Origin of the sequence: Actinomycetospora cinnamomea (assembly GCF_003096675.1) — a bacterium.
Taxonomy (GTDB): domain Bacteria; phylum Actinomycetota; class Actinomycetes; order Mycobacteriales; family Pseudonocardiaceae; genus Actinomycetospora; species Actinomycetospora cinnamomea.
Genome location: NZ_QEKW01000009.1, coordinates 42,702 through 62,961, shown reverse-complemented (window position 1 = coordinate 62,961; position 20,260 = coordinate 42,702). Strand labels below are relative to the sequence as shown.

12 protein-coding genes and 1 pseudogene are annotated in these 20,260 nt (G+C 67.6%); 4 read left to right on the top strand and 9 right to left on the bottom strand.

Annotated elements, in window-relative coordinates:
• Window positions 1-1,053: 1,053 nt before the first annotated feature.
• Genes mdlC through C8D89_RS17470 form a run of 5 tightly spaced genes read right to left on the bottom strand, consistent with a single transcriptional unit; the run spans window position 1,054 to window position 6,581 of the window.
• Window positions 1,054-2,637 carry a benzoylformate decarboxylase gene (gene mdlC, locus C8D89_RS17490; protein ID WP_116709418.1) on the bottom strand — a complete coding sequence of 528 codons (1,584 nt, stop codon included), beginning with the start codon at window positions 2,635-2,637 and terminating at the stop codon, window positions 1,054-1,056.
• A gap of 6 nt (window positions 2,638-2,643) precedes the next feature.
• On the bottom strand, window positions 2,644-3,036 hold the full coding sequence (locus tag C8D89_RS17485) for a hypothetical protein (protein ID WP_116709417.1): 393 nt from the start codon (window positions 3,034-3,036) through the stop codon (window positions 2,644-2,646).
• Window positions 3,033-3,353 carry a nitrile hydratase gene (locus tag C8D89_RS17480; RefSeq protein ID WP_116709416.1) on the bottom strand — a complete coding sequence of 107 codons (321 nt, stop codon included), beginning with the start codon at window positions 3,351-3,353 and terminating at the stop codon, window positions 3,033-3,035. The genes C8D89_RS17485 and C8D89_RS17480 overlap by 4 nt, the downstream gene beginning before the upstream one ends.
• Before the next feature lie 25 nt (window positions 3,354-3,378).
• Window positions 3,379-5,145, bottom strand: coding sequence for a CocE/NonD family hydrolase (locus C8D89_RS17475; RefSeq protein ID WP_207787279.1), 1,767 nt, complete (start codon window positions 5,143-5,145; stop codon window positions 3,379-3,381).
• A gap of 8 nt (window positions 5,146-5,153) precedes the next feature.
• A complete protein-coding gene (locus C8D89_RS17470; RefSeq protein ID WP_116709529.1) occupies window positions 5,154-6,581 on the bottom strand; it encodes an FAD-binding oxidoreductase in 1,428 nt (475 codons plus the stop codon).
• Window positions 6,582-7,012: 431 nt separating this feature from the next.
• On the opposite strand from C8D89_RS17470, the gene C8D89_RS17465 reads away from it, so the two are divergent.
• The 3 genes from C8D89_RS17465 (at window position 7,013) to C8D89_RS17455 (ending at window position 10,094) form a co-directional block, all read left to right on the top strand.
• Window positions 7,013-7,303, top strand: coding sequence for a transposase (locus tag C8D89_RS17465; RefSeq protein WP_116709414.1), 291 nt, complete (start codon window positions 7,013-7,015; stop codon window positions 7,301-7,303).
• A 464-nt stretch (window positions 7,304-7,767) separates the two neighbouring features.
• The gene (locus C8D89_RS17460; protein WP_116709413.1) at window positions 7,768-8,508 is read left to right on the top strand and encodes a response regulator transcription factor; all 741 of its coding nucleotides are present in this window, start codon (window positions 7,768-7,770) and stop codon (window positions 8,506-8,508) included.
• Entirely contained in the window at window positions 8,505-10,094 is a 1,590-nt protein-coding gene (locus C8D89_RS17455) for a sensor histidine kinase (RefSeq protein WP_116709412.1), read from the top strand. The genes C8D89_RS17460 and C8D89_RS17455 overlap by 4 nt, the downstream gene beginning before the upstream one ends.
• Before the next feature lie 37 nt (window positions 10,095-10,131).
• Here C8D89_RS17455 and C8D89_RS17450 read toward each other — a convergent pair whose 3' ends face one another.
• The 4 genes and pseudogenes from C8D89_RS17450 to C8D89_RS17435 all read right to left on the bottom strand — a co-directional run bounded on the left by C8D89_RS17450 (window position 10,132) and on the right by C8D89_RS17435 (window position 17,830).
• Window positions 10,132-10,356, bottom strand: coding sequence for a hypothetical protein (locus tag C8D89_RS17450; protein ID WP_116709411.1), 225 nt, complete (start codon window positions 10,354-10,356; stop codon window positions 10,132-10,134).
• A 63-nt stretch (window positions 10,357-10,419) separates the two neighbouring features.
• Window positions 10,420-14,448: pseudogene (locus C8D89_RS17445) on the bottom strand (type I polyketide synthase); the annotation flags it as partial.
• 61 nt (window positions 14,449-14,509) lie between these two features.
• The gene (locus C8D89_RS17440; protein ID WP_165825762.1) at window positions 14,510-16,084 is read right to left on the bottom strand and encodes an acyltransferase domain-containing protein; all 1,575 of its coding nucleotides are present in this window, start codon (window positions 16,082-16,084) and stop codon (window positions 14,510-14,512) included.
• Window positions 16,085-16,165: 81 nt separating this feature from the next.
• Window positions 16,166-17,830 carry an acyl-CoA dehydrogenase family protein gene (locus C8D89_RS17435; RefSeq protein ID WP_165825761.1) on the bottom strand — a complete coding sequence of 555 codons (1,665 nt, stop codon included), beginning with the start codon at window positions 17,828-17,830 and terminating at the stop codon, window positions 16,166-16,168.
• 1,549 nt (window positions 17,831-19,379) lie between these two features.
• On the opposite strand from C8D89_RS17435, the gene C8D89_RS30345 reads away from it, so the two are divergent.
• Window positions 19,380-20,246, top strand: coding sequence for a nitronate monooxygenase (locus tag C8D89_RS30345; RefSeq protein ID WP_243418201.1), 867 nt, complete (start codon window positions 19,380-19,382; stop codon window positions 20,244-20,246).
• Window positions 20,247-20,260 lie beyond the last annotated feature (14 nt).

Here is a 20,260-nt window from a genome sequence, read left to right as displayed (position 1 = left end):
CGAGGTCGAGGCTCGGTCCTTGCGTTGCACGACACTACGCGTCGCGGAGCGCTGTTCCTGGCCGCCGAACTCAAGCTGGTCGCATGCACCGTCGGCGAATTCTGGGCCGCCACAGGGTGCCAGGGCTGGCGCCGATCGATCACCGGCGAGCCGGTCCGGCACGGCCGGGGCGTGCGCGCTACGAACATCGCCGCCCGGTGAGCTGCTCCACGTTGACGTGAAGAAGCTCGGCCGGTGCATGATGGCGTCGGCTGGCGGGTCCAAGTCGCCAGGCAGTTCACGGCTGCAGGATCGGACATGTCTACCTGCACGTCGCGGTTGACGACCACTCCCCGGGTGGCCTATGTCGAGGCCCGACGAGCGCGATCCGACCTGCGCTGCGTCTTCTGCGCCGCATGGCGAGCTGTTCAACGACCACGCCCTGCGCGTCGAGTGCGTCGGGGACCGACAACGCGATGAGCTACCGTCGCGGCGGGAGCAGGGCGCGGCGATCTGCTTCGGCTGGGGATCCCGGACGGTCTCGCTAGTCGTCAGTCTTGCCGGCGGTGACACGGCGGTGGGCAGTCATCCCCGCCCCTCACGAACCTCGTTCGGCGACGCGAGACGGACTGTCGTTCGCCCGCGGCTTGCACCAAGATCGGTCTAGAGGTCCCGGTTTGGGTACCGCTTACGTCACGCCATCGTCGGGCATCGGGCTTGACCGCAGATGATCCAGATCGACGAGCACCATCATTGAGCAGCATGAACGTCTATGAGGCGTCACCGTCGACGCCGTGACTCTCGTCCACTGGGTTCGGGGTTCGAGTCCCTGACGGCGCACTCTTTCCGCTGCTCACAGCTCCGTGGAGCGATCTTCGATGTGACTCCAGATCGTTCCAGGGCACGCTTACTCCTGGCGATCTCGCCCAGGAAAATCGTTCGCGCTGGCTCCAACCGGCTTGAAGGTCGCCGCCTTCGAGCGGTGTCTGTCGCTGCTGAAGGGCTGTCGGAGTGGACCTCCCAGAAGCCAGCCGCTCGCTGTGACTTGCGCCGGGGTCACCAGGCAAGTGCGACTCATGTGGACAGGCGCTGTTGGGGGACCTCGACCAGGCGGGGACCGTCGGCGGACAGCGCCTCCTTCACGGCGGTGGTGAGTTGGGTGAGGCTCGTGACGCGGGTCGCCGGTATCCCGTACCCGCCGGCAATGTGGGTGACATCGATGTCGGGGAGGTCGAGGGCGGGAACCCTCCCGAACTGCATCACCTGGGCGAAGTTCTTCAATGCGGCGTACTCGCGGTTGCGGGCCACGACGAACACGACCGGCACGCGGTAGTGCGCGGCGGTCCAGAACGCGCTCACGGTGTAGTGCAACGCGCCGTCGCCGAGGACGGCCAGCACGCGCCGCGACGGGTCCCCCAGCTGCAGACCGATCGCGGCGGGAAGGCCCCATCCCAGCGCCCCCGCGTCGGGGAAGAACAGGCTGCCCGGACGGGAGAGATCGAACCGGTCCCAGGTGGTGTCCACCGAGGTCCACTCGTGCGCGATGACGGTGCTCTCGTCCTTGGCGGCGTCGAGCGCGTCGATGATGGCCTCGGCGCTGAAGGCCGGACCTGGTTTGTCGAGCGGACGGGGCCGGGCGAGCGCAGCAAGGGGCGCCCGCTCGCCGGAGGGCGTCGTGTCGGCGAGCCGGGACAGGGCGTCGGACGGGTTGCCGATCAGAGCGCGACCGACGGGGGCGCGGGCTGCTTCGTCGGGGTCCGACGTGACGGTCCAGAGCTCGGTGCCCGCGGGGAGGTAGTCGCCGTCAGCGAAGACGTGGTATCGGAAGATCGCGGTACCGAAGGCCATCGCGAGGTCGTGGCCGTCGAGCGCGCTCGCGACACCGGGGATGTCGGAGGGCAGGATGCCCCGGTAGTTCGGATGGCGGGTGGGGAACGGGCAGCGCGACGGACTGGGCGCGACGAACACGGGCAGCGCGAGGTTCTCCGCCAGCCAGGCTGCTCCGTCCCAGCCGGCAGCGTCGTCGGTGCCGGACCCGAGGATCATGACGGGGTTCGAGGCTGCAGCCAGCCTGCTGCGTATCAGCGCCAGCGACGGCTCGGCCAGCACGGGGTCACCGTGGACCGCCCGGATCTCGAGCTGCGAGAGGGCGCCGGGATCGACATCGTGGTCCCAGTCGTCGAGCGGCAGTGAGAGGTACACCGGCCCGGACGGCGCGGACGTGGCGAGCAGGATGCCCCTCGACAGTGCGTGCGGGACATCTTCGGCGCGGAGCGGCTCGTTGCTCCACTTCACCAGCGGCCGTGCGAGCGTCGGCGCGTCGACGTTGGTCAACAGTGCCCCCAGGGCTGCGTAACGACGGGCCTGCTGGCCGGAGGTGACGATGACGGGGACATGCCCGGCCTGGGTGTTGGTGAGGTTGCCCATCGCGTTGCCGGTGCCGGCCGCGGCGTGCAGGTTCACCAGGGCTGGCTGGCCCAAGGCGCGGGCGTAGCCGTCCGCCATCCCGATGGCTGCGCCTTCCTGCAGCGCGTGGATGTACTGGAAGTCGGCCGGCAGGTTGCTCAGCAAGGGCAACTCGTTCGACCCGGGGTTGCCGAAGATGGTGCGGATCCCGTGGGCGCGGAGCACCTCGTAGAACGCGTCGCGAACGTTCACCGTGTGTCACTCCCGGTCCTCGGAGGATGGGGCTGGGGCTCCGGCGTCATCTGCGCCCGGTCCTCGGGCCCACAGGGCGCGCATGTCGCGCAGCACCCACGTGAGTGCGTCGTCGGGGACGAGGTATCCGGCGATCCCGGTGGTGTGCAGCATGTCGTAGGCCCGCCCGGAGACGTCGGCGAGTCGCGCGGGGAGGTCGGCCTCCTGCTCGGGCGGAGCAGGGACGACCGCGGTGATCGTGTCCGGCCGCTGCTCGATGACCTCGATGCGGTAATCGCCGTCGACGATCGCGCCGAAGTACGCAGCGAGAGCCGCCTTCGGGTCGGCCACCAGCTCCGCGCGCTTCTCGGGATCGGTGCTGACCAACCGATAGTGCTCGGCGAAGCGGTCGCCGCTCACTGCTCGTCCTGGCCGGTCCGGCCGCGGAACTGCTCGCGCATGCCCAGCAACGCCAACTTGGCGTCCTGCGACAGAATCCACACGAACTGGTCGCCGCTGCGCCACAGGTCCATCTGGTTGACCACGCCGCCTGGCTCGCCGTCGGGGGACGCGGGTGGGATGACCAGGTACAGGGTGTCCCGGCGCTGGACCCGGACGTCGAGGCGCATGCCGTTGGGGACGTCGACGCCCAGTTTCGACATCGCCGCCGCGGGGTCCTGGAGGACAGCAGGATCGCCCCAGGCGAGCGCCGTGAGCGCCTGTTCGAGATCCGTCATGGCGAACCCTTCTCGTGGGGGCCTCTCACCGATCCCCGGATACGGGCACGGTGGTCACCTCGAGCCAGCTCTCCCCCGCGTAGTGCACGGTGTTGCGGGACAGGTAGGGCGGGACGGGGAGATCGAACTGGGCGTAGCCCTCGCGGACGTCGCTGCGCAGCAGGTCCGAGCGGCTGGCGAGCTCGAGGCGCAAGGTCTCGCCGACGCACAGCCGGGTCGGCGCGGGCGTCAGGCTGAAGCGCAGTACGACCGCATCGCCGGGCACCAGCGGCTCGCGCCGCCCGGAGTCGATCGCGATCTCGATCGCAGTGCTGCGCGCGACGTCCTCGGTGCGGGCCACGGGCCGGATGGCTCCCATCGACAGGTGGTGGAGAGTGCCGGCGGTATCGACGCGCGAGAGCCGGGCGAGGACGTAGGTGTCGATCTCGTTGCTGCTGACGCTCAGCCGGGCGGTGACCGCCCCGGCGAGGTGGAGGTCCTCGGTGATAGGGAGGTCGAAAGCCAGGGTCTGGTTGGCGATCTCGTCGAGGCCGCCGAGAACCGGGACGCCGAACGGCACGGCGACCCAGGAGTTGGCTCCCGGAGGCGTGCGCTGCGCGTCGAGCCGATGCTTCGCGTGATCACCCCCGCCGGAACCGAGGTAGAGGCGCGTCACCTCCCCGTCGGGCGGTGGGAACGCGGTGGAGGTGGCGAACCGGTCGGCGCCGTCGAGCCAGTAACGCACCGGTGGCTGCGCGTCGTAGCCGTTGTCGACGTCGCGCAGGATGTGGTCGAAGAACGCGAGCGCCTCGCCCTGCCAGGCGTACACGGGCAGGTCGAACCGGGGCGGACCGAGGATCATCCACTTGCGGTCGGCGGGGGTCGCGGCGTTCTCGAACAGGTCGTAGCTGCCGAACTGGTGCAGGTTGAAGTACCCGAGGTTCTGCACCACCGTGAACGGGACCTCGATGTCGCCGAGGACGGGTGACGAGCCCTCGGGGATCGTGGACTCCTCCCGCGTCTTCTCGTCGAAGATCCAGTGGGTGTAGACGCGCCGCGCCCACTCGACCGGGGTGCTCGCCATGAAGGAGTCGAACATCCGGTCGGCGTTCCTGTGCACCAGCTTCTCGATCAACGGGTGGAGCGGACCGTTGGTGAGGTGGCTGATCAGAGCCCGGCGGTTCGGCGCCATCCGCTTGGTGTAGTTGGCCTCGGTGTAGTTGCCGCCCATCCACAGAGCGAGGAAGAAGCTGGCCGGCACGCCGCCGAACTGCACGAGGTGCCGGAAGAAGTCGGTGCACATCTCGTTGGCGAAGAACGCCCGCAGGGCGCGCGGTCGGCGGGCGGCGACCAGGGGCTGGGTCATGCCGTAGTACGAGGTGCCGAAGAGCACGACCTGCCCGTTGCACCAGGGCTGCTCCGCCGCCCAGGCGATGACCTTCTCGTGGTCGTCGACGTCCTGGGGGTCGAAGAACATGACCTGCTCACCGGTGGAACGGCCCATGCCGCGGCGCTCGACGATCACCGGGCAGTACCCGCGGTCGGTGAACACCGGCGGGGAGCCGATCTCGTTGGTGCCGGTCGGGATGCCCGCGGTGTGCCATTCGGTGCTGTAGCCGCCGAACGAGACGACCGCCGGGTAGCGGCCGGGCGTCGACGGCGTGTAGACGTCTCCATTGAGCGTCACTCCGCCGCCCACGGGGATGCGCTGCCCGGCGAGGACCTGGTTGCCGAGCCCGGACATCGCCACGGCGCTCGGCTGCCATCCGGCGTACTGCATGCCCGCGGTCGAGCCCTTGAGCGGAATGCTCACGTGGGACGTCATGAGACGACGCCGTCAAGGTGGGACTCCGACGTCGTTCCTGGAGTCGCCGCGTCCGTGGCCCCGGGCGGGATGTTGTGGTTGATCCGGAAGACGTTGCCGGGGTCCCAACGGGTCTTGATCTCCGCGAGACGGGTCCAGAGTTCGGGCTCGTAGGCGGCCCGGACGTCGGCGGGGGTGACGTGGGGGCCGGCGAGGAAGTTGACCAGCGCGCCGCCGTCGCTCCAGGGCGCGAGGTCGTCGAGCAGGGCCTGCTCGGCGGCGCCGTCGGACGCACGAGAGCCGGCGGGGTGCGGGTACGCGGTCGTGTAGACGGTGACCGCACCGTGGCGGTGTCCGACGGCATTGGGCACCGCGGGCTCACGGGCCAGCGCCCCGCCGAGCTGTCGGAGCTCGACGCCGAACGACGCGTCGGGCCCGGCGTGGCGCAGCACGGTCGCCACGGCGTCGTCGTCGGCGCTGTGCAGCACCAGCGAGCGGGTGTTGGTCGCCCGCGGGGTGGTGGGGTCGTTGTGAATGGTCCCGACATCGGTGACCGGCATCGTCCGCACGGTGTCGAGCAGCGGGGTCGCTGCGCGTCGGAGCGGTGCGATGACCTGCTCGCAACGCTCCGAGGTACCCGTCGAGCTGACACGGACCTGGCAGCACCAGCGGCCCCGCACCGCCGACGGCACGGTCGCGAGATCGGGGAAGAGCATCAGGGCAGCCGACAGGCTGAGCTCGTCGGGGGCGTCGCGGCCGACGGCGAGCAGCGCGGAGAGGACCTCAGCAGCCGCCTCGCCAGGGAAGAACAGGCCACCGCCGTAGAGCTCGGCCAGCTCCACCAGCTCGACCTGCATCCCGGTGACGACCCCGAAGTTGCCGCCGCCTCCGCGCAGCGCCCAGAACAGGTCCGGGTGCTCGTCGTCCGTGACCACCCTCGGCCGGCCGTCGGCGGTGACGATGTCGAGCCGGCGCACGTGGTCGGCCGAGAACCCCCACCGTCGACCGAGGACGCCGAGCCCGCCGCCCAGGGTGTAGGACACGGCGCCGACCGCGGGCGCGGAGCCCGCCAGCGGCGCCAGGCCGAACGGTGCCGCCTCGTGCAGCAGCCGGCTCCAGAGCGCCCCGGCCTCGAGCCACGCGGTCCGGTCGGCGGGGTCGACCCGCACCGCGTCGGCACGGCGCGTGGTGATCAGCAGAGCGTCGTCGGCGGGCACGGTGATGCCGTGACCGGTCGCCTGCGCACCCACAGCGAGACCCGCGTCGCGCGCGTAGCGCACCGCGGCGATCACATCGGCCGGGCCCGTCGCCCCCACGACGATCGCGGGCCGTTGGCCCACCGCCAGATCGAAGCCCGCGAGCTCGTCCTCGTAACCCTCTTCCCCGGGCCGCAGGACAGCGCCCGCCACCCGATCGGCCAGGTCGCCGACCGCCGTGGCGGTCATGCCGGGCACCGGTCCGTCGACGCTTGGAGCGACACGCGCGCCAACCCCTCCGCCGGCGGCAGCGAAGCCGGACAGCGGGGCGACGGCGCCGGGCCATCAGCCTCAGCCGCAGTGCTCCCAACGCAAACGGCGATGCATCCCGGCTCGCCGCTCCTCGACACGTCTCGGTTCGACGTCTTCATCACGTGCCCACGCCCCCTGTACTCGCCGTCGATATCGACCAGGTCTCGCTCCACAGCTCCGCCGTCGGCACCGCATCGCGCGGCTTACATCTCCCTCCACCGAAGGACTTCACGGGAAGGTCCGGAGGACCCGATCTCGGGGGCCGCGCGCCCCTGACCACCGAGCCATGAACCGTCGGGATGAGGTTGGCCCCTGGCACCGGACACCTCGTCTGAGGTGGACCCGGTCCGCCAGGGAGGACGTCGTTCGTGCCTGCCCCTCACCCGCCGGAGTTCCGGCGTCACGCCGTCGAGCTCGCCCGCCGTGGCGAGCAACCGGTCGCGGCGATCGCGAAGGATCTGCAGATCTCGGAGTCGTGCCTGCGAAACTGGATGGCCCAGGCCGACGCCGGTGACGGCACCACCAGCGACCGGTTGACCAGCAAGGAGCGCGCCGAGCTCGCCGAGCTGCGCAAGGACAAGCGCCGCCTCGAGGTGGAAAACGAGATCCTGAAGCGCGCCGCAGCGTACTTCGCGCGGGAGAACATCCTCCCGAAGTAGTCTTCCCGCTGGTCCACGAACTCGCCGACGGTTTCGACGTCGCGGTGACCTGTCGGGTGCTCGATGTTCGGGCGTCAGGGCTACTACGAATGGCTCGCGGGGTGAAGTCTGTCCGCGCGCAGGAGAACGAGTTGCTGCTCAAGGCGAACTTGGTTTCCGGCTCGTCCAGGCGTCGCGACCGGGCAGAGCCGCCGAGCCGATCGTCTGCGGAACCGGGCGAGGGCCTGACCGACAAGACCAGGACAGCGCTCGAGCGGACCTGCTCCGGTCGCGGCCGCGGCGGGCACTGCGGCTCCTCACCGACTTGCTCCCACAGCCGGCTACCCTCGCGGCCCCCCGGCCGCGCTCGGACAGTGCTTGCTTGCAGCGGAGGGTTCGGGAGCATGGGACGAGCCGTTCCGACGCACAGGTGACGCACAGCCACGACCCAGGCGGCCCCCACCTCGTCGGCCCACCGTTATGAGATGGCAACCGTGACGCAGCCCCGACTCCGCCGTCAGGACGGCAGCGCGGTCCGCGCGCTCGTGGTCGACGACGAGCCGACCCTCGCCGAGCTGCTCACGATGGCCCTGCGCTACGAGGGCTGGGACGTGCGCAGCGCCGGCGACGGGCTGGGTGCCGTGCGGCAGGGACGCGAGTTCCGCCCCGACGTCGTGGTGCTCGACCTGATGCTCCCCGACATCGACGGGTTCGAGGTGCTGCGCCGGCTGCGGGCCGAGAGCCCCGACGTCCCGGTGCTGTTCCTGACCGCCCGCGACGCCGTCGCGGACCGGGTCGCCGGGATCACCGCCGGCGGCGACGACTACGTGACCAAGCCGTTCAGCCTCGAGGAGGTCGTCGCCCGCCTGCGCGGACTCCTGCGGCGGGCGGCAGTGGCCACCGTGGTGCGCGGCGAGCCCAGCCTCACGGTCGGCGACCTCACCCTCGACGAGGACAGCCACGAGGTCTTCCGCGGTGCCGAGCCGGTGGAGCTGACCGCCACCGAGTTCGAGCTGCTGCGCTTCCTCATGCGCAATCCGCGCAGGGTGCTGTCGAAGGCGCAGATCCTCGACCGGGTGTGGAACTACGACTTCGGCGGCCAGTCGAACATCGTCGAGCTGTACATCTCCTACCTTCGCAAGAAGATCGACACCGGGCGGACGCCGATGATCCACACCGTGCGTGGCGCCGGGTACGTCCTGAAGCCGGGCGCGGAGAAGACATGAGCCGCTGGTCGTTGGGGCGGTTCCCGTGGTCGGTCCGGACGCTGCAGGCTCGGATCGTGCTCGCCACCGTCGCGCTGTTGACGGTGGTCAGTGCCGTCGTGGGGGTCGGCGCGGTCTGGTCGCTGCACGGCTATCTCGAGCGCCAGCTCGACGAGCAGGTCAAGGCGGTCTCCCTCTTCCGCACCGCCCCACCGCGGCCCGAGGACGACCGTCGCCCTCCCCCACCTCCCGATGCCGGCGGCGGCTTCACGAGCGGGCCCGAGCGTCCCTACGGCACCCTCGAGGTCCGCGCGACCGACGGCGGCATCACGTCGGCGGTGCTGCTCGGCCGTCGCGGGTCGGACCATCCGGTCGCCTTCGACCAGGTCGCGCCCGTGATCGCCGTGCGCCCAGGCGCGCCGCCGGACACCGTGGACCTCGGCGAGCTGGGCACCTATCGCGTGATGGCAGGCACGTCGGCCACCGCCGGGACGGTGTTCATCGGCATCAACACTGCCGGCCTGGACGCCACCGTGTCCCGGCTGGCCGTCGCCGAGGCGATCATCTTCGGCCTCGGCATCTTGCTGGCGGGGATCGCCTCCGCGTTCACGACCCGGCTGACCCTGCGGCCGCTGCACCGCGTGTCGGCCACGGCGCGCCGGGTCGCCGAGCTGCCGCTGGAGAGCGGCGAGGTCGACTTGGCCGAGAGAGTGCCCGACGTGGACGCCGACCCGCGCTCCGAGGTGGGCCAGGTCGGGGTCGCGTTCAACCGGATGCTCGGCCACGTCGGTGCGGCGCTGGAGGCCCGGCAGGAGAGTGAGACCCGCGTTCGGCGCTTCGTCGCCGACGCGAGCCACGAGCTGCGCACACCGCTCGCCGCGATCCGCGGCTACTCCGAGCTCGCCCGCCGGCGCTCGGAGGAGATGCCCCCGGAGGTGGCCGGCCTGCTCGACCGGGTCGGCTCGCAGACCGAGCGCATGACGGTGCTCGTGGAGGACCTGCTGCTGCTCGCGCGGCTCGACGCCGGCCGCCCGCTGGCCCGAGAGCGCATCGACCTCACCCGCACCGTCGTCGACGCGGTGTCCGACGCCCATGTCGCCGCGCCCGAGCACTCCTGGTCGCTCGAGCTGCCCGGCGACGATGCCGACGGGCTCGACGACGCCACCGGCCTCCACGTCGTCGGAGACCCGGAGCGGCTCCACCAGGTGGTGGCCAACCTGTTGTCCAACGCCCGCATGCACACACCGCCCGGCACCCACGTCACCACGCGACTGGCCCGAGCGGTGTCCGGACGGGGCCCGGCCGTGCGCCTCGAGGTCCGCGATGACGGACCAGGCGTCCCCCCGGGGCTGCTGCCGCATGTGTTCGAGCGCTTCGCTCGCGGCGAGACCGGCCGGGCGCGCACCACCGGCAGCACCGGCCTGGGCCTCTCCATCGTCGCGGCGGTGGTCGCTGAACACGGCGGCGAGCTCGAGGTGACCAGCCGGCCCGGCGAGACCCGCTTCCTCGTGACCCTGCCCGCCGCCGAGACCGCGCACCGGCGGCCGCCGCAGTGGGCCCCGGTACGCGAGAGCCGCACGCATCCCGCACAGGCACCACAGCGCTGACTCCGTCGGACGAGGGGGGTGTCCTTCACGCCCCCAGTCACTGCCCGGGCCCCGGCATCGCACACCTGCCGTACAGCCGCAGCAGGTAGCCCGTGACCAGCGCCGCAGCGGGCTCCCGGATGCAGGCCGCGGCGCCCGCATCCATCGCCTCGACCACCAGCGACGGTGCAGCCTGCCGATCGATCAGCACGACGACGTCGCTGCGCGGCCGGCGTCGCCGCGCCGCGAGGACCCGTCCGCCGCCCGCGTTCCACAGCACCACGAAGCCCTCCGCGCGTCGCCACGCGCGCCAGGAACAGGTACATCGACGAGCTGACGCGATCCATCAAGGGACGATCATCTTCTGCGTTGCATTGCGCAGATTTGCGAACGAATCCAACCATTTCTCGATAACGCCCGAGGTTTTCTCGACTCGCTCTTCCATCAGCGTATAGTGGTTGGCGCTCAGTTCGGTCAGGTCATGTGGCAGATCCCAGCGCGCCCTCCAGTCATAGGAATAGTCGGGTTGTGAGAGCCTTGGGTCGACCATTTCTATAGTGGCCTGCACGAAGAGAGTTGGGACTGCGGTCGCTTCTGGCACCCACTCAGAAAACAGGCGAAGGTAGCCCCCCATCGATATCAGCCGTGTGTCGCTCATGAGGCCGAAAGGTTCCGCTCGCTCGAACATGAGCTCCATCAACTGCGAGCGTTTGCTCAGTTCCACGACCCGTTGCGGCAGATAGGTGTCGATGAGGACAAGGCCGGCTGGACCGCAGTCCAAGCTCTCGAGATGACTGGCTGTGGCATGCGCCAGCCACCCCCCGCTCGAATGGCCAACGAGCACGAAAGGTGCCCGCTCCGCGCACCTCACGACCACCTCGCCCAGGGCTTGAATTAGGACGCCAAGAGACGCAGGGATCCCTTCACCTTCGATGAAGCCTGGGACGGAAACGGCCAACACCTCGCGGCGGCCGTGAAAGCTCGACGCTAGGGCACCGTATTGATTGACATTCGAGGGCGCTGCAATCGACGGCAAACAGATCAAGCGCGGCGCCGTGGCGCCTCCTGACAACTGTGTGACCTGAATCATGCGAGCATTTTCCGACGACGTCTCGTATCTCGGAAGAAGGTCAGCCGCGCCCGCGAGCAGACTGATTCCTTGCCCGTACTTGCCCTTTGCGCACGCTTGGCGAAACAGTGATCCAATGGTTGTATCGAGGCCGCTCACGGAGTTCGCAGGTGCATCAGGCACGCGTACTTGCGGGTCCGCCTGCCGCCCTCCTTGAGTGGACGCGAGCGCCTCTCCAAGCACATGTGGCACGAGTTCGGTAAGCGATGGGTGTTCGAGTATCAGTGTTGTCGGGAAGCAGAGTCCGGTGGCGACGTTGACCCGGTTACGGAATTCGATGGCCATGAGGGAATCGAAACCCTGTTCCACGAAGCTTTGGTGCGGGTCTACGTCCTCCGGACGAGAGTGCCCGAGTACGAAAGACGCATCCGTACGCAACAGCTCCATGACTGCTGCCTGCCGTTCCGTGTCCGAGAGGGCTCCCAGGCGCCCCCGTAGCGTCTCAGCGATCGTCGTTGTGGTGTTGCTCTCACTGGGGGTTCTCGTACCGGGCTCGGGCGGGCTCTGCATCGACGAGGACGCTTCGTTCGGCGTGGCCAGCCAGAAGCTCTGACGCTGAAAGGCGTAGGTCGGCAGATCGACTTGGTGTGCGGGCATGTCGGCGAATACTGAACGCCAGTCGAGACTAGCGCCGTTTACATGTGCTTCGGCGAATGACGTCATAAGTCGTTCTGGACCGCCGTCGTCACGGCGTAGCGAATTGATCACGACAGCGTCACTGCCTTCATCCTCCAGCGTAGACTGCACCCCGAAGGTCAGCACCGGGTGGGGGCTAACCTCGACGAAAATGTTGTGTCCCCGCTCGAGGAGAGTCTTGATCACCTCGTGAAGGCGGACTGGCTGGCGGAGGTTGCGATACCAGTACTCGCCCACCAATGCTCGCGTGTCGAGCAAGCCACCTGTGACCGTGGAATAGTAGGGCACGTGGCCGACGTACGCCGCGATCGGTGAAACGGCTTCGAGTAGTCGCTCACGCACGGCCTCGACCTGCGGGGAGTGCGAGGCGAAGTCGACGGGAATCATCTTCGCCCTCACGCCCTCCGCTACGAGCTCGTCAACCAGGGCCTCCACCGCGCGACTTTCACCCGAGACGACCGTCGACCTCGGCCCATTGATCGCCGCGATGCCGAATCGATCATCCTGGTCTCCGAGTAGGGGCAGGAGCTGTTCCCTCGACAGCGGCACCGACGCCATCGCGCCCCGTCCGGTCAACTCAACGAGGAGCTGGCTTCGTACAGCCACCAGCTGGGCCGCGTCCTCTAGGGAGAGCGCGCCTGCCACGCAGGCCGCGGCGATCTCGCCTTGGGAGTGACCCACCACTGCAGATGGCTCCACTCCGTAGTAACGCCACAACGCCGCCAGCGAAACCATCACGGCGAACAGCGCCGGTTGGACCACGTCGACCCGGTCGAGCTCGGGCGCACCGGGCTCACCAGCAAGCACGTCTAGGAGAGACCAGCCAACATGAGGCGCCAAGGCTTGTGCGCAAGCTCCTATCTGCTCGCCGAATAGATCCGAGGACTTCAACAGGTCCGAAGCCATACCGGGCCATTGGCTCCCTTGGCCAGGGAACATGAAGACAGTACTGGCTTCGCGAGCCACGCCGCTCACCACGCCGGGCGCGGCCCAGCCCTCGGCCAAGGCCTCCAGACCGCTGATGAAGCCAGCTCGATCTGAGGCGAGTACCACACCTCGATGTCCAAAGGTTGAGCGGGTCGTGGCCAAGGAGAAACCCACGTCCGGTGTGGCCAATCCGGCGTCGGCAGCCACAGTGGCGGCCAACCGCTGCGCCTGGGATCTCAACGCCGCCTCAGACCTTCCGGACAGTATCCACGGACTCAACTTCGGGGTCGCGTCCACGCCCAGCTCTGCGGCACCTTCCTTCTCAGCTAGAGGGGCCTCCTCGAGGACTACGTGGGCATTCGTGCCGCTGATCCCGAACGACGACACTCCTGCCCGCCGGGCGCGGACGGGTGTGTGGGGCCATGGGACAGCCTCCGAGAGAAGCCGCACGGCGCCCAATGACCATTCCACGTTGGGCGACGGCACGTCGGCATGCAGGCTGCGCGGGAGCAGACCCTGCCTCATGGCCATCACCATCTTGATAACGCCGCCAATACCGGCTGCAGCTTGGGTATGGCCGATATTGGACTTCAGTGACCCCAACCAGACCGGATTACCGTCTGATCGGCCTTGTCCGTACGTCTCGAGCAGTGCGCGGGCTTCGATGGGGTCGCCCAATCTTGTGCCAGTGCCGTGGGCCTCCACAACGTCCACCTGATCTGCCGAGAGGCGCGCGTCGGCCAGCGCCAGGCGTATCACCTGCCGCTGTGCAGCTCCATTTGGGGCGCTCAAGCCATTACTGGCGCCATCCTGGTTGACGCCACTTCCCCGGACGACGGCCAGCACCCGACGGTTCTGGCGCAGCGCATCGGAAAGGCGCTCGAGCAGGACGACACCTACACCTTCGGCCCATCCGGTGCCGTCAGCACGAGCCGAGAAGGGCTTGCAGCGACCGTCTGGCGCGAGGCCCCGCTGGCGGCTGAATGTGACGAACCACGTCGGGGTAGGTAACACCGTTACGCCCCCGGCGAGAGCTAATGCACAGTCGTGATGGCGTAATGCGCGGCACGCGAGGTGCAACGCCACCAAGGATGACGAACAGGCGGTGTCTACTGTGAGCGCGGGGCCGTCCAGATCAAATGTGTAGGCGAGTCGACCCGAGGCCACACTGGTCTCAGTGCCCGTCATGACATAGCCCTCGAGAAACTCGAGTGCGCTGGCGGTCCCCGACGCATACTTCGCGCGCGCGCCGTAACCCTGATTCATCACACCAACAAACACGCCCGTCTGGCTGCCTCTGAGCGTAAAGGGATCGATTCGGGCGCGCTCAATAGCCTCCCAGGAGGTTTCCAACAGTAAGCGTTGCTGGGGGTCCATCGCCAAGGCTTCCCTTGGGCTGATGCCAAAGAAGGCGGCATCAAACTGATCGGCATCGTAGATGAAGCCGCCCCCTCGCACATAGCACTTGCCTGGCCGGTCCGGATCAGGGTCATAGATGTTCGGCAAATCCCACGATCTATTGGTAGGGAATTCTCCGACCGCGTCCTCTCCAGCCTCTACCAGCCGCCACAGTCCCTCCGGCGACCGCACTCCCCCAGGGTAGCGGCAGCCCATTCCGACGATGGCGATCGGCTCCTCCAGAACCGCGCGAAGCTTACGATTCTCCTGACGCGTTCGCTCTGCCTCCTTCAAGGAAGCTCGCAGCGCCTCAGTAACGTGCTGCTTCGTGATCGTCATTACTCTCTCATATCACTCGAGGGGAAGCTGCGATACCGTCAACGTCTCCGCCATGCAATGCCATCCGGACCAGTTCATCGAGACCCATTTGATCGATAAGGTCGAGCCGGGCGACGGAGTCAGCGTGATCTTGAGCCTCAACCTGGGCGGTGACGGTCGGGACCTTCATGACTTCCGTGCACGTCTGTGTTGACATCATCGCCAACAGATGCTGCACGAGGGCTCGTGGAGTCGACTGGTCGAAGACCAGGGTAATTGGCAGGCGAAGTCCGGTAGCTCCAATGATGCGATCGCGGAATTCGAGTGCAGTGAGGGAATCGAACCCACTGTCCAGGAAGGAACGATCGCTGGCGATCGAGTTGGACAAGGGTTCGTTCAGTACAGCGGCAGCTTCGGTCCGTACCAACTCGAGGAGCAATGAACGTCGTCCTGTATCGGACAGTGGCGCCAGTCGCTGCGCTAGGGCCGTCGATGCAATCTCGGGTACAACACCAGCCTGGGATTTGCGGGTCGACGGGTGCTCGGCTTGGGCTAGCGATGTGTAGAACCGCCCCAGTCCGCCATCATTGCGACGCAAGGACTCGACCACGACGGCCTCAACCTTGGCGGCCTCGAGGACGTGCTGTACGCCAACGGTCAGCAGCGGGTGGGGACTAATCTCGATGAAGGTGTCGTACCCGTGATCGAGAAGCGCCTGGGTGACCCGCTCGAATTGGACTGATTGTCGTTCCGTGCGATACCAGTACTCCGGCCCCAGTTCGCGCGTATCGAGTAGGCCGCCTGTCACCGCCGAGTAGAAGGGAACGCTTCCGGCGGCCGGGCTGATCCAAGACAAGGCGCGGATGAGCGGGTCCCGCACGGTGTCCACCTGGTACGAATGCGATGCGTAGTCGATCGCGACCCGACGCGCGCGGACACCTTGGGTGAAGAGCTCGTCGACCAATTGCTGCACTGCATCAGTGTCACCAGAGACGACCACTGACGCGGGCCCGGAGACCACGGCGATGTCGAGTCGTCGACCGTAAGGCTCTAGACAGGGGCGCAGATCACGGGCCGGCAGGGGCACGGCCACCATCGCCCCCGACCCCGTCAATTCGACGAGGACGCGACTACGCAACGCGACTACTCGAGCGGCGTCTTCCAACGAAAGGGCGCCGGCGGCGTGGGCGGCGGCGACCTCGCCCACCGAGTGGCCAACGACTGCGGCTGGCTCAACCCCGCAGGAACGCCACAACGCCGCTAGTGAGACCATCACAGCGAATAGTCCGGGTTGCACCACATCTACGCGCTCAAGCGTACGTGCGCAGGGTTCACAGGCCAGCGCGTCAAGCAACGACCAGTCGAGGTGAGGTGCGAAGGCTCGGGCGCAGGCGTTCATTTGCTCCTCGAAAACCGCTGACGATCGCAGCAGATCGAGCGCCATTCCCGGCCACTGGCTGCCGTGGCCGGCGAACATGAAGACGGGCTTCTTCTTATCGGCCACGTCATCTAGAGCGGCGTGGACCACACGATCTTCGGCCAGGCCGGTCAGACCGTCAGCGGTGTACTTGCGAGCCGCGGTCGCAGCGCGCTCGGAGGGCAAGGTTGGTAGCACAGCAGCGGGGTCCTGGACCATGAAGTCGGGTCGAGACCCCGATCTGTGGAGTTGGAGGTTCACCGGTCGTCACTTCCCCGGATGGTTGGTCGACAAGAAGGCAGGTCCCGGGAATGCGGTAACGTAGTCCTCTGCCATGATGGGAGCCTGGATCAGGTTCTCCGGAACATCGAGGGCGTGGACAAGGACTTCCAGCGAAGGCAGCAGCAGGTCATAGCATTCGTTCTTCACCGCGGGGATGGCGCTGAGGAAGTCGTTGTTCACCAGCCCTTCGCTAAGGTACCACCCCGCAAATCCTTCGACCCTTTCAATACTGTATAGAATTTGGAGAGGCAACAGCAGGCGGCGACCGTCCGGATCAGCAGTTTCTAAAGCCGCCGAGAACGACTCTAGGAAGGCGACCAAACCGCGGGCCTCCATCAATGTACAGGCGAGGACCAGCACCTCGTTCCAAGCATCGAACTCGCTGGCGCCGAGTTGAAGACTGCTTTCGACGTGTCGGCCGAGCTCGTTCAGGAGTCGATGCTCCCGGAGCCTCGCGAGGGCCAAAAGGGCCGCGGGATCGCGCAGGTCGGCCGCGCCCCGTTCCGAGCTCCGTTCACGCGGCGCACTCGTCAGGTCCCCCGCGAGGACGATGTTGCGCGCCGCGTCGAGGAGGAAGAGTTGGTTGTCGCCCGCAATGGCCTTCCCAGCATGCGCAAACCCTTCGTAGTCGACAAGGCGGTTCGCCAACAGGACCCCTTGCGCTCCGCAGCGTTCCCGACAGCGGGCCGCGACCCGCCCCGTCGCCTCCGTGGCCAGAACCTTGATCAGGGCGAGGTCACGGTTCAGCGCGGTCCACGTTGCGCTCTTCGCGTCTGCCTGACCGCGGCCACCAGCGCCGGTGTCTCGGAAGACCCGACGGCCGTGGACTGTCTCGTTGACAACGAAGGTCAGCGCGTAGGATTCGGCCATTGCGCCGAAGAGTGCTTCTTGGATGTTCCTGTAACACATCACCGGGACCCACCCTGCAAGGCCGCCTGCGGTCTTTCGCTGCTGGACATAGCGCGCGAACACGGCAGCACTGGCTCGTGCGGTTGCCCCTGCCGCAGCAATTAACCCGAGCCACATGTTCTCGACGCCCGCGACCGAGCGAACGAAGCGTTCGCCAGTATCGCCGAGCGGGTCGTGGAAGTCGCCAACAGCGTCGAAGTCCGCGCTGCCTCGCAGCCACGCTTCATAAGGGACGCGCACGTCGTCGAACGACACCAGGCCGTGGTCCAACGAAACCGGACCGGCGTCCCCGAGCCCGACGACATGCACCCCGGTGCACGCCCCTTGGTGGTCACGGATCGGCACGAGGAACGGATAGGTTCCACAAGCGCGATCGTCCTGCATCACCGTCGCATATACGATCCCAATCTTGGGGATTCCTGGTGCAGCCACGTTGGCCATGAATTTCCGCGCGCCGACGTCAGGAGTGCGAAGGAGGAAATCCCCGCTCTCCGAATCGAAGCGCGCCAGCGTCCGACTTGCGCCCTGGCTGGTGCCATGGCCGAGCTCTGTCGTCAGAATGACCGCAACCGCGTTCATCTCGTCGAGTTCGGCCACCATCTTCGAGACGTATGGTGAACGACGGTGATGCTCCAACGTGCCGAGGCAAACCCCATAGTGCACCCCCAAGGCGAGAAACAAGGCTGGGTCCAGCACGGCGACGTGCTCCATCAGGGTCACGTAGCGGTGCGAGTCGGCCACCAAGCTCCTTCCGGGTGCGGCCCAGCCTCCGACGATGCGCATTCGTTCATACGTTAGTGCTACGCGATCAGCCCGAGAAATGTCCTCTTGACGCGCGAAGATGCCGTGGGCCAGCAGCTCCCGCACGGATCGCTGGTGCTCACGCCTTGGATGCAACGTTTGGGTCAATCGACCTTGCAGCTTCTGATCTAACACATCCATGTTGATGGTCCTCTGACGATCTCATATCGGTTGCTCGGTATGGTGTCGTTGGCAGCGGTACTTCCACAACAGGCCGTTCAAATCCGCTGCCCTTGAGGCGCCACTACCCGCAGGAGCCACGACAAAGCGCGTTCACCCGGTGTTGCATTTGCGTGCTGCACAGACGGGAGGGGCAAGGCTTTTACGATCATCGACATCGGGCGCTCCAGTCGTCGCCGGCAAGCCCAAACGAGTGTGACACTCCGCAGTCGGCGCGGGCCTCGACCTCACTCGATAGAACCAAGATTGAGAAGTTGAGGGACACGCAGCGTGGTAGAGCTGCTACTGCGTAGCGTCCGCCCGCTCATGCCCGTCGCAAGGCTGCGCAGAAAGGATCAGTCTCGTCGTCCCCCCGCTCCAACCGCCGCAACCCCCGCCCAAGAAGGCGAAGGGGGCGGGGCCAGCGAGCTCGGTCCGGCCGGCCAGTGGTGAAGTTCCCCCGCGGCATTGGGCCTTCTCCCTCAGGCGAGAGGTCACCTGGTGTGGTGTGGCGCCGAAAGTCCAGCGGCAAGCCCGCTCCCGGCGACACCACGCCGAGACAGTCGCACGACCTGGGGGAAGTTGATTAGCAGGTCAAGAGCCCTAATTGGCGTCATGACTGGAGCTAGCGTCGTAGTCCATGGCCGCGACGAGGAGGCGGTCAGCGTCGTCCTTCATCCGGAAGGGCGTGTGATCGCCCGGTGCATTGCACCGGACCTCGGCGTGTCGCTCGACGCGGCCACTATCGTCCCGGACCACGCCACGCGAGCGGACCCGAAACGATCGACGAGGTGCTGGCTTACCTGCGATCGTCCCCGACTTCGCCCGGCGCGGACGACGTTTCCGCCGTGACGCCCCTCGAGCTCACCCAGGGGCGCGCCGCAAGGTGGACCGACCCAGATGCCGCGTCGGCAACCTGCACCGCCTGAGTCGATCTGGACGTGCCGGCGTCGGAGCGGGAGGACCGGTCAGCTTCCCGCAAGTCCTGAGCGACATGGTTGCCGTCACGGCACCGCCCACTGACCTGCTCGGTGATACGGCGAGTCCGGCCCGGTCGATCAAGCTTGGGGCCGCGCAATGACAACTGCTTACGACACGCCATGACCCGCCGTGGCCCTTCATGGATCGCGACCGCGAAAGACCGACGTTGAACCGCACCTTTGCTGACCAGCACCGACGAGCGCGAGGCATCACTGTCGCCGCTGTGACTCTCGTCCACCGGGTTCGGGGTTCGAGTCCCTGACCGCGCACCCTACCCCCTGGTCACGGGCCTGCGGAGCGATCTTCATCGTGACTCCACGCTGTGCCCACCGCTCGTCCACTCCAGCTGATGGAGCTGCTGGAGATCGTTGACAGCGTATGGAGGTGCCGCCCCTCGGGCATGGAGCTGTCCAGGGCCGACCTCCTGCTGTCGATGGTCGACGCCGAGGCGCCGCTGCCGGTCGTGGCCTCGGGCGGAATCGCCGACGGTCGCGGACTGGCCGCGACCGCGCTGGCCCTGGCCCTAGCCCTGGCCCTGGACGCACCGGCGGTACCGCTCGCAACGCGGTTCCTGTGCAGCGACGAATCGCGCGCGGTGTACAAGGACCGTGTCGTCGAGGCCACCGCCGCCGACACCTACTACACCAAGCTCTTCGACATCGAGTGGCCGGACGTGGCGCACCGGGTGCTGCGCAACCGGATCGTCGACGAGCGGCTGGCGGTCGAGTCGCCCGCCAGCGGCCAGCGGAACGGCGAGGGCGAGCTCACCGGCAAGATGCCGGTCGGCGGGGAGACCATCGAGCTACCGCGGTGCAGCCGTCGGCGTCAGCGGCCAGGACGGCGAGGATGTCGCGGCGGGCCGGGGGCCCGAGACCAGGGAGCGATTCCGACGGCCGCCCGCTGGGAGCCGAAGGCCCGGGACAGGCTGACCACAGTCTTCGGCGAGCCCGCGACCACCCCGGCCTGGAGGACCTCACCACCAAGGGGAGTGGTGTCCTCCTCGGACCGCGCCATCAACCCCGACGTCGAGCGCTTCGGCTACCAGCGCGCGGGCGCGACCGGCGTCGAGCTCGGCCCCTCGCCGGTGGTCGTGCTGTCGGCCCCAAGGAGGTCGCCGACCTCATCGGCGAGCCCATCCGCGCGACCGACCGCTGACGTCCCGCAAGGCTCGCCCTTCCTGAGTTGTGTGATCCGCACTACTGTGATCTCCGTTTGAGCCATACCCACTCT